The organism is Humibacter ginsenosidimutans (assembly GCF_007859675.1).
Taxonomy (GTDB): Bacteria; Actinomycetota; Actinomycetes; order Actinomycetales; family Microbacteriaceae; genus Humibacter; species Humibacter ginsenosidimutans.
In genome coordinates this window covers 710,848-723,734 of sequence record NZ_CP042305.1, presented here as the reverse complement: position 1 = coordinate 723,734, position 12,887 = coordinate 710,848, and the positions used below count along the sequence as shown (strand labels likewise).

Annotated in this window: 12 protein-coding genes and 1 pseudogene; 10 read left to right on the top strand and 3 right to left on the bottom strand. The window is 67.4% G+C overall.

Annotated features, from left to right (window positions below):
• The first annotated feature begins 11 nt into the window (after positions 1-11).
• Positions 12-1,001, top strand: coding sequence for a DNA polymerase III subunit delta (holA, locus tag FPZ11_RS03500; RefSeq protein ID WP_146322669.1), 990 nt, complete (start codon positions 12-14; stop codon positions 999-1,001).
• A gap of 167 nt (positions 1,002-1,168) precedes the next feature.
• Here holA and rpsT read toward each other — a convergent pair whose 3' ends face one another.
• Positions 1,169-1,429, bottom strand: a complete 261-nt coding sequence (gene rpsT / locus FPZ11_RS03495; RefSeq protein ID WP_146318414.1) for a 30S ribosomal protein S20 — start codon at positions 1,427-1,429, stop codon at positions 1,169-1,171.
• A gap of 199 nt (positions 1,430-1,628) precedes the next feature.
• On the opposite strand from rpsT, the gene lepA reads away from it, so the two are divergent.
• The 3 genes from lepA to hemW all read left to right on the top strand — a co-directional run bounded on the left by lepA (position 1,629) and on the right by hemW (position 5,625).
• The gene (lepA, locus tag FPZ11_RS03490) at positions 1,629-3,482 is read left to right on the top strand and encodes a translation elongation factor 4 (RefSeq protein WP_146318412.1); all 1,854 of its coding nucleotides are present in this window, start codon (positions 1,629-1,631) and stop codon (positions 3,480-3,482) included.
• Between the two features lie 147 nt (positions 3,483-3,629).
• Positions 3,630-4,427 (top strand): DUF1990 domain-containing protein, encoded by a 798-nt coding sequence (locus FPZ11_RS03485; RefSeq protein ID WP_146318411.1) that lies wholly within the window; start codon positions 3,630-3,632, stop codon positions 4,425-4,427.
• Positions 4,402-5,625 (top strand): radical SAM family heme chaperone HemW, encoded by a 1,224-nt coding sequence (gene hemW / locus FPZ11_RS03480; protein ID WP_146318409.1) that lies wholly within the window; start codon positions 4,402-4,404, stop codon positions 5,623-5,625. The genes FPZ11_RS03485 and hemW overlap by 26 nt, the downstream gene beginning before the upstream one ends.
• A gap of 3 nt (positions 5,626-5,628) precedes the next feature.
• Here hemW and FPZ11_RS03475 read toward each other — a convergent pair whose 3' ends face one another.
• Both FPZ11_RS03475 and FPZ11_RS03470 read right to left on the bottom strand, forming a co-directional pair.
• The gene (locus FPZ11_RS03475; protein WP_146318407.1) at positions 5,629-6,048 is read right to left on the bottom strand and encodes a DUF4870 domain-containing protein; all 420 of its coding nucleotides are present in this window, start codon (positions 6,046-6,048) and stop codon (positions 5,629-5,631) included.
• A gap of 133 nt (positions 6,049-6,181) precedes the next feature.
• Positions 6,182-6,736 (bottom strand): DUF4870 domain-containing protein, encoded by a 555-nt coding sequence (locus tag FPZ11_RS03470; protein ID WP_146318405.1) that lies wholly within the window; start codon positions 6,734-6,736, stop codon positions 6,182-6,184.
• A 633-nt stretch (positions 6,737-7,369) separates the two neighbouring features.
• On the opposite strand from FPZ11_RS03470, the gene FPZ11_RS03460 reads away from it, so the two are divergent.
• The 6 genes and pseudogenes from FPZ11_RS03460 to FPZ11_RS03435 all read left to right on the top strand — a co-directional run bounded on the left by FPZ11_RS03460 (position 7,370) and on the right by FPZ11_RS03435 (position 12,884).
• Positions 7,370-8,272 (top strand): hypothetical protein, encoded by a 903-nt coding sequence (locus tag FPZ11_RS03460; protein ID WP_146318401.1) that lies wholly within the window; start codon positions 7,370-7,372, stop codon positions 8,270-8,272.
• 179 nt (positions 8,273-8,451) lie between these two features.
• Complete coding sequence (gene hrcA, locus FPZ11_RS03455) at positions 8,452-9,486, top strand: heat-inducible transcriptional repressor HrcA (protein WP_146318399.1); 1,035 nt, start codon at positions 8,452-8,454, stop codon at positions 9,484-9,486.
• Positions 9,487-9,550: 64 nt separating this feature from the next.
• Positions 9,551-10,651: a molecular chaperone DnaJ gene (gene dnaJ / locus FPZ11_RS03450; protein ID WP_146318397.1), complete on the top strand. Its 1,101-nt coding sequence runs from the start codon at positions 9,551-9,553 to the stop codon at positions 10,649-10,651.
• A gap of 1 nt (position 10,652) precedes the next feature.
• A complete protein-coding gene (locus tag FPZ11_RS03445) occupies positions 10,653-11,390 on the top strand; it encodes a 16S rRNA (uracil(1498)-N(3))-methyltransferase (protein ID WP_146318395.1) in 738 nt (245 codons plus the stop codon).
• 43 nt (positions 11,391-11,433) lie between these two features.
• The gene (locus tag FPZ11_RS03440) at positions 11,434-11,790 is read left to right on the top strand and encodes an HIT domain-containing protein (protein ID WP_146318393.1); all 357 of its coding nucleotides are present in this window, start codon (positions 11,434-11,436) and stop codon (positions 11,788-11,790) included.
• Positions 11,791-11,878: 88 nt separating this feature from the next.
• Positions 11,879-12,884 (top strand): annotated as a pseudogene (locus FPZ11_RS03435) (PhoH family protein).
• Positions 12,885-12,887 lie beyond the last annotated feature (3 nt).

Sequence of the window (12,887 nt, the reverse complement as noted above, 5' to 3'; positions counted from 1 at the left end):
CGAAGACGGTCATCCCGGAGCTGAAGTGGAGCGAGGTGCGTGCCGCCCCCGTCGTGCTGATCAGCGGCACCGAGACGGTACTCGCCGATCGCGCGGCGCGTCTGCTGCGCGACAGCCTGCGCCAGAGCGACCCCAGCGTCGAGATCTCCGATGTGAACGCAGCGGAATACGTTCCGGGCGACCTCGCCTCGTTCGCCAGCCCCTCCCTCTTCGGCGAGCCGCGTCTGATCAGGGTGTCGTCCGCGGAGAAGGCGAACGATGCTTTCATCGAGGAGCTTCTGGTCTACCTGCAGGCACCGGCCGATGACACCACGGTGGTGGTTCGCCACGGGGGAGGACAACGGGGCAAGAAGTTCCTCGACGGCATCCGCTCAGGAGTCGGCGGGGGAGTCGAGGTGGTGTGCTCCGAACTCAAGCGCGACGCCGACAAGTACGACTTCGCGCAGGCCGAGTTCCGCATGGCAGGCAAGAAGGCGACCCCCGGGGCTCTCCGTGCCGTGACGAGTGCCTTCGCCGACGATCTCGCCGAGCTGGCATCGGCCTGCCAGCAGCTGATTTCGGATGCCTCTACCGAGATCACCGAGGCCACCGTCGACCGGTACTACGGCGGTCGCGTCGAGACCAACGCGTTCAAGGTGGCCGATGCGACACTGGCCGGGCGCCACGGCGAGGCGCTGATCACTCTGCGACACGCCCTGGCATCGGGTGCCGACCCCGTGCCGATGGTCGCCGCGTTCGCCAGCAAACTGCGCACGATGGCGAAGCTTTGGGGCGCGCGAGGCTCTTCTGCCCAGCTCGCGTCGCAGTTCGGCCTCGCGCCCTGGCAGGTCGATCGTGCGCGCCGCGACCTGCAGGGCTGGACCGACGAGGGGCTGGCCCGCGGCATCGAGGCGATCGCACTCGCCGATGCAGAGGTGAAGGGCGGCGGCCGGGACCCCGAGTTCGCGCTCGAGCGCATGATCGATGTGCTGAGCTCGCGGGGCGAGGCGGTCAGACCCTAGACGCGCTCCGTTCCGACGCCCCGCTCGAAGGCGAGTCGCCCCCCAGCTCCGCTGCGCGCGACGGCGTTGACCGATTCACAAATGCACAAGGCATTCACAAATGCACGAGGCCCCGTCCAGTTCGGACGGGGCCTCGAATCGCTGGTGTCAGCGGATGCTGCTCGGAGTCAGAGCGCGGAGACCTGCTTGGCGATCGCGGACTTGCGGTTCGCCGCCTGGTTCTTGTGGATGACGCCCTTGCTGACGGCCTTGTCGAGCTTCTTGCTCGCGTAGGCGAGCGACGCGGTCGCCTTGTCCTTGTCGCCGGCGGCGACTGCCTCGCGGGTGGCGCGGACGGCGGTCTTGAGCTCGCTCTTGACGGCCTTGTTGCGCTCGCGCGCCTTCTCGTTGGTCTTGATGCGCTTCAGCTGCGACTTGATGTTTGCCACGAGTGGTCTTGTCTTCCGTTCGATGGTTGATGTTCAGGATGCGTGTCGAGCGATGAGAGAGGGCATCCCACGACACTCGTGTGGCAGAGACCACACGCAAGCCAACAGACAACGATACCAGAGCCATCCACGCCAGCCGAATCGTTGACGAAGCAGCGCGAACGAAGGGCCAACCCGTTCATGGGAGAATTGCCGAACGATGTCTCCACGTGCAACCACGGCCCTCGAGCCCGCCGCGACCGACCCTGCGCGCATTCGCAACTTCTGCATCATCGCGCACATCGACCACGGCAAGTCGACCCTCGCCGACCGCATGCTGCAGTTGACCGGTGTCGTGGAGGAGCGTGCCATGCGCGCGCAGTACCTCGACCGCATGGACATCGAACGCGAGCGCGGCATCACCATCAAGAGCCAGGCCGTGCGCATGCCGTGGGAGTACGAGGGCGACACCTATGCCCTCAACATGATCGACACGCCCGGCCACGTCGACTTCACCTATGAGGTCTCCCGGTCGTTGGCGGCCTGCGAGGGGGCGATCCTCCTCGTGGATGCCGCGCAGGGCATCGAGGCGCAGACCCTCGCGAACCTCTACCTCGCCCTCGAGAACGACCTCGCGATCATCCCGGTGCTCAACAAGATCGACCTCCCTGCCGCCGAGCCGGAGAAGTACGCGCGGGAACTCGCCGACTTGATCGGCGGCAGCCCCGACGATGTGCTGCGTGTCAGCGGCAAGACGGGCATGGGCGTCGACGCGCTGCTCGACCGCGTGACCGAGCTCGTGCCTGCACCGACGGGTGTCAAGGACGCCCCGGCGAGGGCGATGATCTTCGACTCGGTCTACGACAGCTATCGGGGCGTCGTGACCTACGTGCGCATGGTCGACGGACAGCTCACCCCGCGCGAGCGCATCCAGATGATGTCGACGAAGGCGACGCACGAGCTTCTCGAGATCGGTGTGAGCTCGCCCGAGCCGACGCCCACGCGTGGCCTGGGCGTCGGAGAGGTGGGCTACCTCATCACCGGCGTGAAAGACGTGCGGCAGTCCCGGGTGGGCGACACCGTCACGAACGCCGCCAAGCCGGCGTCCGACGCGCTCTCCGGCTACACCGACCCGAAGCCCATGGTCTTCTCGGGGCTGTATCCGATCGACGGCAGCGACTACCCCGACCTGCGCGAGGCACTCGACAAGCTCAAGCTCTCGGATGCCGCGCTCGTCTACGAACCGGAGACGTCCGTCGCCCTCGGCTTCGGCTTCCGCTGCGGCTTCCTCGGCCTGCTGCACCTCGAGATCGTCACCGAGCGTCTGGAGCGCGAGTTCGGCCTCGACCTGATCACCACAGCACCGAGCGTGATCTACGACGTGACGACCGAAGACGGCAAGCAGGTCACGGTGACGAACCCGAGCGAGTATCCGACCGGCAAGGTCAGCACGGTGCGGGAGCCCATGGTGCGGGCGGCGATCCTCACGCCGAAGGACTACGTCGGCACGGTCATGGAACTGTGCCAGTCGCGTCGCGGCACCCTCCTCGGCATGGAGTACCTCGGCGAAGACCGCGTGGAGATCCGCTACTCCATGCCGCTCGGCGAGATCGTGTTCGACTTCTTCGACCAGCTGAAGAGCCGCACCCAGGGTTACGCGAGCCTCGACTACGAGCCGTCCGGCGAGCAGGAGGCCGACCTGGTGAAGGTCGACATCCTTTTGCAGGGCGAGCAAGTGGATGCCTTCAGCGCCATCGTGCACCGCGACAAGGCCTACGCGTACGGCGTCATGATGACCGAGCGCCTCAAGAAGCTGATTCCCCGCCAGCAGTTCGAAGTCCCTGTGCAGGCCGCCATCGGTGCACGCATCATCGCCCGCGAGTCCATCCGCGCGATGCGCAAGGACGTGCTCGCCAAATGCTACGGCGGCGACATCACCCGCAAGCGCAAGCTCCTCGAGAAGCAGAAGGAGGGCAAGAAGCGCATGAAGATGGTCGGCCGCGTCGAAGTCCCGCAAGAGGCGTTCATCGCCGCGCTCTCCGGCGACGTCGAGGGCAAGGAGAAGAGCAAGTAGGCGCGCCCCTCCGCCCGCGATGGGCTCTGGCCGCGACCGACGACGGTCAGGATGCCACGGGCAACGTCGGTTAGACTGCCTGGGCGAATTGGGGGCGCAGCGTTCGCCCTGTCCACCGCCGAGACGAAGGACGAGTCCACGAAAGCCATGCGACGTAGTACTTTCACCGATCAGCCGGTGACGTATGCCGCCGTGGGCGCGACGCTCGCACCCGACCTCGCGCAGCATCCTCCGAAGGGCTATCGGCCCCGCGTGAGGTCGGTGCGACTGGGCAGCGGCGACGACAGGTTCGTGACCTCCTCGCGCGCCCTGATGACCTGGGGGGTGCAGAGGGGCAGCGGAGTCGAGGTCACCGAGGTCGATCCGGGAACGGGCGAGGAGTATGCGGGCGTGCGCTTCGCAGACGACGGCACGCCGCAGCGGCTCGAGCCCCATCGCGGCACGGAGGCGGTGTTCGACGAAGACGGACAGCCCTACATCTCCAACGGCATGACGGCGAGTCTGCGGGTGCCGTTCGGCCCGTTCCACGTGAACGCGCCCGTGCGCGTCGTCTACGTGATCGACGAGGAGCACCGCGTCGGCTTCGGGTACGGCACGATGCACGGGCATCCTCTTCAGGGCGAGGAGTCGTTCGTCGTCGAGCAGCACGAGGACGGCTCGGTGTGGCTCACGATGCGATCGTTCTCACGGGCGGCCGGCGGCGCGCGTGCCGTGATCGCTCCCGTGGTGCTGGCGTCGCAGGCTCAGCTCGCGAAGCGCTACCTGCGTGCACTCCATCCGGTGAGCGGCAATCCGGCCATCGGCCAGAACCCGACAGGGGAGAACGACCAGCCGGACCCCGCAGAGACTCTCGATGTGACGGTGAAAGACGAGGCAGTGAACGACGGGACGCTGCCGACATCCGTCTCGGAGGCCATCGGTGCCGAGCGCTCTGCCGATCGGTGATCCGGCGCCCGCAGACGGAGTGCTGCCGCCGAGCGCGGCCGAGGGCGCGGAGAGCCGCGACTTCGGTCTCTACGTGCACGTGCCGTTCTGTCGGGTGCGTTGCGGGTACTGCGACTTCAACACCTACACGGCGACCGAGCTGCGCGGGGTTCGGCAGACCGACTATGCGCAGCAGGCTGCGCTCGAGCTGAGTTTCGCCGTCGAGGCGTTGCGGCGCTCCGGCGTTCCCGCCCGCCCCGCGTCGACGGTCTTCTTCGGCGGGGGCACCCCGACGCTGCTGCCCTCCCGTGATCTCGCCACCGTGTTGCAGCGCGCGCGGGAGGACTTCGGTTTCGGGGACGACGCGGAGATCACCACGGAGGCCAACCCGGACAGCGTGGATGCCCGCTACCTCGCCGAGTTGGCGCACGCCGGCTTCACCAGGGTCTCGTTCGGCATGCAGTCCGCCGTGCCCCATGTTCTGCGCACACTCGAGCGCACGCACGACCCGGCGCGCGTTCCGCGGGTGGTGCAATGGGCGAAGGACGCAGGGCTCCAGGTGAGTCTCGACCTCATCTACGGAACCCCCGGCGAATCGCTCGAAGACTGGGCGGCCTCCGTCGATTCCGCACTCGCCTGCGAGCCCGATCATCTGTCCGCGTACTCGCTCATCGTGGAAGACGGCACCAAGCTCGCCAGACAGATCCGGAGAGGCGAGGTGCCGGAACCCGACGACGATCTGCAGGCCGACATGTACGAGCTGATCGACGACCGCCTCGCTGCGGACGGCTATCAGTGGTACGAGGTGAGCAACTGGGCGAAGGATGACGCGCACCGCTCCAGGCACAACCTCGGCTATTGGCTCGGCCACGACTGGTGGGGCGTCGGGCCCGGAGCGCACAGCCATGTCGGTGGCGTGCGGTGGTGGAACGTGAAGCATCCCGCCGCCTACGCCGGACGCGTGCTCGCCGGGGAGTCGCCGGCTGCAGGCAGGGAGAGTCTTGATGTCTCGACCCGCGAGTTCGAGGACGTGCTGCTGCGGGTGCGGATCCGTGACGGGCTCCCGGTGTCCGTGCTGCACGGGGAGGGCAGGCATGCGGTGGCCGGCCTCATCGCAGACGGCCTGATCGACGCGAAAGCCGCCCTGCGCGGGTCGGTGGAACTGACCCGCACGGGGCGGCTGCTGGCCGACGCGGTGGTGCGGCGGCTCGTCGCCTGACGGCTACTTGACCCAGTTGACGGTGAAGATGTACTTCGCCTCGCGGCCTTGACGGATGGCGTTCGGGATCTGGATCGCATGCACGATCGCGATCACGAACAGGGCGATCGACCCGAGCCACAGGATCAGGGCGAGGATCCAGCCGATGAACGGGATCACGGCCAGGATGTACGTCGCGACAATGACGATGACACGGATCAACTGGAAGTTGAAGTTGTCGACGTTCGCCTTGCGAATCGGGTCGGCGGTCTTGTCCTTGTCGACCAGGTAGTAGATCAGTGCGGGAATCCAGCTGAAGAAGACCGACAGCCAGAGGTTCACCTGCAGGTTGCTGAACCCACCGTCGGGATAGCCCTGCGGAGCGCCGTACTGCTGCTGGGGCGGGTTCTGGGGCGGAGGGGGCGGGGGAGGGACGTTGCTCATGACATGCTCCTTCGTATGGCCGCGCCACGGAAAGGGCGCTTCGCGCCATCAACATAGGGCACGGCGGCGCACAGGGGAAGAGCCGGCGACGGCATGGCGTCACCAGGCTCTTCCCGTCAGCGACAGCCGAGCGTCACTTGATGAAACGGAAGTTCCACGGGTAACGGTAGCTTCCCCCTGCATTGACGCGGACGCCGCCCTGGATCGAGAAGATCACGTTCACCACCCAGAGAGCGAAGAACAGCAGGCCGAACAGTCCCGACACGAACCAGAGCCCGATCGCAGAGGCCACCCCGCCGACCACGGTCGTCACGATCCAGAGGCCGATGTACACGATGGTGAAGGTGATCTGCCAGTTCAGCGCTTCCTTCGCCTCGATGTTCGTGCGGGGACCGCGGTCTTTCAGCACCAGCCAGATGATCAGCGACGGCAGGAATCCGACGATGCCGCCGATGTGCGCCCACATCGCCGCTGTTCTGTCGGCCTCCGGCGAGAGCGGCGGCGCCGGCGCAGCGTACTGAGGCTGTCCAGAGGGCTGTTGTCCGTACTGCTGTTGTCCGTACTGCTGTTGTCCGTACTGCTGTTGTCCGTACTGTTGCTGCCCGTACGGGGGCTGCTGCCCGTACTGCTGCGAGCCCGGCTGCTGCGCCGGATCGGTCGGATGCTGCTGGTCCTGTTGGTCACTCATGACACGGGGCCTTTCGACTTGGGTGCGAACCGTCGGCTCGCGTGCGATGGTGCGACGGCATGGCCGAACGCGCGCAACAGAGTACTGCCCCGTCGAAAGGCCCCGCAACGCGCGGAGCTCGACCTGCCGAGGTCGTTCGCCTACCGGATGATTTCGACCAGACAACCCGGTCCGATATTCTGAGAATCCTTTGACTCGCGTTCCCCCGTCACCCCGAGGAGATCCCGCCGTGACAGACCAGAACGGTCCGACCGATTCCCGTGAGCCGTCGGCTCGCCCCGCTCTCCCCGATGGGGATGGCCCCGAACCCGCGACGGCCGAAACCGCTGAGCAGCGGCCGTCGCCGCAGCAACCCGGCCCGGAGACGCACGACCCGTCGCAGCCGCCCCAGCAGCCGCCGGCGTACGCCCAACAGCAGCCCTTGCCGCCTTACCCGCAGCAGGGGGCGCAGCAGCCATATCCTCCCCAGTACGCGCAGCAGCCCTACGCGCCTCCGGTCCCGAACGGGTCGTATCCCGGGCAGTACCCCGGCCAGCCGCCGGCGGGCTGGGTCCTCGCCGGGGCGTCAGGCCGTGGATCTGGTGGGTCATCGGCGGCGGTGCGGTCTTCATCGCCCTGATCGTCGTCGGCGTCGTGCTGTTGTTCGCCCTCCTCGGCGGCAACGGGGCGAAGGCCGCGGCGGAGAGCTATCTGAGCGCTCTGGCAAAAGGCGACGCCACGAGCGCGAACCGGCTCGCCCACGTGAACACCGCGGAGCATGACAATGCGATGCTCACGAACAGCGTGTTGTCGAGCGCCAAGGCCAAGATCACCGACGCGAAGGTGACGAGGACGGCGTCAAGCCGCTCATCCGATCTGACCTACGTCTACGTGACGTACTCGTTGGGCGGCACGTCGTATCACGACACCATGCAGCTGCAGAAGGATGCCAAGGGCTGGTACGTGCGGGAGGGCCTCACCTACCGCCTGCCCATGCTCGACGGCTCATCGTCGTCGAGCAACGCCGGCTACTCCGTGAAGGGCAGCAGCACGGCGGTCACTGTCGACGACTACGGCATGGTCGCCTACCCTGGCCTCTACGAAGCGACATCGCCGAACCAGTTCTACACGCTCAGCGAGTCCGTCACGGTGACAGCCGCTCCCGACGCGGCGACCACGATCAAGGGCGTGTCTCTCACGCCGTCGCAGAAGTACGTCGACGCCGTGCAGAAGCAGGTGGACGCTCACTACGACAAGTGTGCGACGCTGACCGACTACTACCAGATCGAGGATTGCGGCATCGAGCTCGGATTTCCCGACAACGTCATGATCACCGGATCGAAGGTGGCCGTGAAGATCGGGACCCATCCCAAGGTCTCCGTCGACGACTCAGACAGCTACAACCAGTTCAAGCTCGACGACGGATCGTTCTCGGCGACCATCACCGGTGAGACGTATGACGGCGGCACCGGTTCGGAGCAGATCGAGGCCGGAGCGGGCTACGCCAGCGCCGACATCACGATCAAGGACGGCAAGGTCGTCGTCACCTTCGACTGACGCCGTGCATCGTGGGCGGGGAGGCGGAGGTCCGTCTTCCCGCCCACGTGCGTGCGGCGCCTCGCCGCCCGGCACGCGGCATCCCCTCGGGCACGCACGATATGATTGGCACTCACGGGTACCGAGTGCCAGCGGCGCGGTGCCGTTGCTGAGCGACGAGCCTGGAGGACGATGTCGGGATGGTGACCGAACGCAGCCTCGAGGTGCTCAGGGTGATCGTGCAGGACTACGTCGCCTCCCGGGAGCCCGTCGGCTCCAAGAGCATCGTCGACAGGCACGGGTTCGGCGTCAGCGCGGCGACCATCCGCAACGACATGGCGGCTCTCGAAGAGGAAGACCTGATCGTGGCGCCGCACACGTCGTCGGGACGGGTGCCGACCGACAAGGGCTACCGCCTGTTCGTGGACCGCATGTCCGACGTTCGACCGTTGTCGTCGGCGCAGAGACAGGCCATCGAGGTGTTCCTCGGCCAGTCGGTCGACGTCGACGACGTGCTGGCGCGCACCGTTCGGCTGCTGGCGCAACTCACACACCAGGTGGCGATGGTGCAGTACCCGTCGGTCTCGAGGGCGCGGGTGCGGCACATCGAGTTCGTGCCGCTCGCGCCTCGGCGCGTTCTCTGCGTGCTCATCGCCGATTCCGGCGTCGTGGAGCAGGGCGTGGGGGAGCCGGACGGAGAGCTCGGTGAGGATGCCCTTGCCGAGCTGAGAGCGCAGGTCAACGCACAGACGGCCGGGATGCGCCTGGCCGACGCGGCATCCGTGCTTCGCGGGCTCGCGGCATCCCTCCCGGCCGATCGCTGGACGCCGCAGTCGCGCGAGCAGGCGGCGGCGCTCTGCCAGGTGATCGTGGAACAGATCGAGTCCACCAGGCAGGAGCGCCTGATCATGGCCGGCGCCGCCAACCTCGTGCGCACCGAGCACGACTTCAGTGGGAGTGTCACTCCGGTGCTCGAGGCGATCGAAGAGCAGGTCGAGCTGCTCAAGCTGTTCGGCGAGATGGCGCAGGAGCAGCATGGCGTCTCCGTGCTCATCGGCCGCGAGAACGCGACAGCGCTCTTCTCCGAGGCCTCGGTGGTCGCCAGCGGATATGCGGGCAGCGGCACCGACGTCGCTCGGCTCGGCGTGCTCGGCCCCACCCGCATGGACTACTCCAACAACATGGCCGCCGTGCGCGCGGTGGCCCGCTATCTGTCCCGGCTGCTCGGCGAATGATCGCCAGGTGAGCACTGGCCGACCGAGAATCAGCACACGACAAAGTTAAAGGAACCCCCCTTCTGTGGCCGACCACTATGAAGTCCTGGGCGTCGCGCGCGACGCCAGCCCCGACGAGATCAAGAAGGCGTACCGACGCCTCGCCCGTGAGCTGCATCCCGATGTGAACCCCAGCCCCGAGGCATCGGAGCGTTTCAAGCTCGTGACCCACGCCTATGACGTGCTCAGCGATCCCCAGCAACGTCAGCAGTACGATCTCGGCCCGCAGGCCGGATTCGAGGGGGCGGGCTTCAACGGCTTCGGCGACATCTTCGACACGTTCTTCGGCGGCGGCGCGGCAGGACAGCAGCGCGGTCCGCGGTCGCGTCGCGAGCGCGGCCAGGACGCCCTGCTGAGGGTCGAGGTCGATCTCGACGAGGTGATCTTCGGGGCGCACCGCGACCTCGAGGTCGACACCGCCGTGGTCTGCGAGACGTGCGGAGGCTCGTGCTGCCAGCCGGGCACCTCGCCCGTGACGTGCGACATCTGCCACGGAACCGGCAGCATCCAGCGCACCGTGCGTTCGCTGCTCGGCAACATGATGACCTCGTCGCCGTGCGGCACGTGCCGCGGCTACGGCACGGTCATCGCGACGCCCTGCGTCACCTGCCAGGGTCAGGGCCGCGTGCGTGCGCGTCGGACCGTGCCGGTGGACATCCCCGCCGGTGTCGACACCGGGCTGCGGCTGCAGATGCCGGGCAGTGGCGAGGCAGGACCGGCGGGCGGCCCCAACGGCGACCTGTACCTGGAGATCAAGGTGCGCCACCACGACGTGTTCAGCCGTGACGGCGACGACCTGCTGTGCACGCTGACGGTCTCGATGGCGGATGCCGTGCTCGGCACGCATGCCACGGTGAAGGCGCTCGACGGGGACATCGACGTGGAGATCAAGGCTGGCGTGCAAAGCGCCGACGTGCTCACCGTGAAGGGCCGCGGCATCACGCACCTGCGCGGCTCGGGGCGCGGCGATCTCCGCGTCGGCGTGCAGGTCGTCACGCCAACCAAGCTCGATCGCAAGGAGCGCGAGCTGATCGAGCAGTTCGCCGCGCACCACAAGCAGGACACCCCAGCACTCGCACGTTTCCAGCAGGGTCTGTTCGCCAAGCTGCGCGATCGGTTCCTCTGACATGGCCAACCTCTACCTGCGCGAGGATCTCGCCGACGCGACGGTCGGCGGCGAGATCGAGCTCGACGGGGCGGAGGCCAAGCACGCCGTCGGCGTCAGCCGAACGCGCGTCGGCGATGACCTGACGGTCTCCGACGGCCGCGGCCTTCTCATGCACGGGATCGTCACCACGGCCGATCCGTCCCGTGTGATCGTGCAGGTGCGGCGCCTCGACCGCACAGAGGCGGCGCGACCGCGGATCGTGCTCGTGCAGGCGCTGGCCAAGGGCGGCAGGGACGAGCTGGCGGTGCAGACATCCGTGGAGCTCGGCGTCGACGAGGTCGTGCCGTGGCAGGCGACCCGCTCGGTCTCACGATGGAGCGGCGACAAGGTGCGCAAGGGCGTTCAGCGCTGGCGCAGCATCGTGCGCGAGGCGACCAAGCAGTCGGTGCGTTCCTGGCTGCCCCAGGTCACCGATCCGGTGACGACGAAGCAGCTGACGCTGCGGGCCGCGGGCAGCAGGATGCTCGTGCTCGAGCCGGGCGCGCCCGAGCCGCTCACCGGCATCCGCTTCGAGGCCGCAGACGACCGCGACCTCGTGCTCGTCGTCGGCCCGGAAGGCGGCGTCTCGCCCGGGGAGTCCGCGCTGCTGCGCGAGGCCGGTGCGACCTCCGTGCGCCTCGGCGACTCCGTGCTGCGCACCTCCAGCGCGGGACCGGCGGCCATCGCGGTGCTGAACGCCGCGCTCGGACGCTGGTGATCACATTCGCCGCCTGTCGGACCGCTTTCATAGAATGGCAGGCATGACTTCGACCGAGCCGAGCGTGTTCACGCGCATCATCCGCAGGGAGATCCCCGCCGACGTCGTCTACGAAGACGACAGCGTGATCGCGTTCAACGACATCGCGCCGCAGGCCCCCGTGCACGTGGTGATCGTGCCGAAGACGGAGGCCTATCGCGATGTGGTGGAACTCGCGGCGGCGGACTCCGCGCTGCTCGCGCACGTGGTCGAGGTGGCGAAGCAGATCGCGGACCAGCGCACGGGCGGTGAGTTCCGCCTGATCTTCAACAACGGCGAGGCCGCAGGACAGACCGTCTTCCACGTGCACGCTCATGTGCTCGGCGGAGGACTGGCGGAAGGAACACTTGGCTCGAAGTGACGAGACGCCGGCTCCGGTCGGCGCGACGGGGGAGACACAGGGAGTGTCGGGGGCCGTGGAGGCCCGGCTGCACATCGACGGTGTGGCGATGGTGCGTCTTCTGGGCGCCCAAGACCGCCTGCTGACGACGATCGAGAAGCAGTTCCCCCCTCGTCAACGTGCATGTGCGAGGCAATGACATCTCCCTCACCGGCGACGGGCAGCAGGTCGAGGCGGCCCGTCGGCTGGTGGAGGAGCTGCTCGTGATGGTTCGGGATGGACAGGAGCTGGGACCGGTGGAGGTAGAGAGTTCGGCGCGCATCTTGCGCGGTGGTTCCAAGCCCGTCGACGTGCTGGGGCAGGTGATCCTGACCTCGCGGGGCAAGAGCATCCGACCCAAGACTCTCGGACAGAAGGAATACGTCGACGCCATCGATCAGAACACGATCGTGTTCGGCATCGGCCCGGCCGGCACGGGCAAGACCTACCTGGCGATGGCCAAGGCCGTGCAGGCGCTGCAGCGCAAAGAGGTCGAACGCATCATCCTCTCCAGGCCCGCCATCGAGGCAGGCGAGCGGCTGGGCTACCTGCCCGGCACGCTCACCGACAAGATCGACCCCTACCTGAGGCCGCTCTACGACGCGCTCAACGAGATGATGGACCCGGAGCTCGTGCCGAAGCTGCTGGCCAGCGGCACCATCGAAGTCGCCCCGCTCGCCTACATGCGCGGACGAACCCTCAACAACTCGTTCGTCGTGCTCGACGAGGCTCAGAACACCACGCCGGAGCAGATGAAGATGTTCCTCACGCGTCTGGGCTTCGGCTCCAGGATGGTGGTGACGGGCGACATCACGCAGATCGACCTACCGTCCTCCGCGAGCGGTCTGCGGCTCGTGACACGCGTGCTCGACGGCATCGATGACATCCACTTCTCACGCCTCACGAGCGACGACGTCGTTCGGCACTCGCTCGTCGGGCGGATCGTGGATGCCTACACCGAGTACGACGCGCGCAGGCAGGCCGAGCACTACGAGCGCGAACAGGCGCGTGAGTTCGCGAACCGCGCGGAGCGTCGCTCCGGCATGCCGCGCGACCACCTCCCCAAGCGCCGATGAGCA

Coding starts and splice junctions, on each gene's coding strand:
- lepA (WP_146318412.1), top strand. CDS start 1,629: ATGTCTCCACGTGCAACCACGGCCCTCGAGCCCGCCGCGACCGACCCT.
- FPZ11_RS03485 (WP_146318411.1), top strand. CDS start 3,630: ATGCGACGTAGTACTTTCACCGATCAGCCGGTGACGTATGCCGCCGTG.
- FPZ11_RS03475 (WP_146318407.1), bottom strand. CDS start 6,048: ATGAGCAACGTCCCTCCCCCGCCCCCTCCGCCCCAGAACCCGCCCCAG.
- FPZ11_RS03470 (WP_146318405.1), bottom strand. CDS start 6,736: ATGAGTGACCAACAGGACCAGCAGCATCCGACCGATCCGGCGCAGCAG.
- hrcA (WP_146318399.1), top strand. CDS start 8,452: ATGGTGACCGAACGCAGCCTCGAGGTGCTCAGGGTGATCGTGCAGGAC.
- FPZ11_RS03445 (WP_146318395.1), top strand. CDS start 10,653: ATGGCCAACCTCTACCTGCGCGAGGATCTCGCCGACGCGACGGTCGGC.
- FPZ11_RS03440 (WP_146318393.1), top strand. CDS start 11,434: ATGACTTCGACCGAGCCGAGCGTGTTCACGCGCATCATCCGCAGGGAG.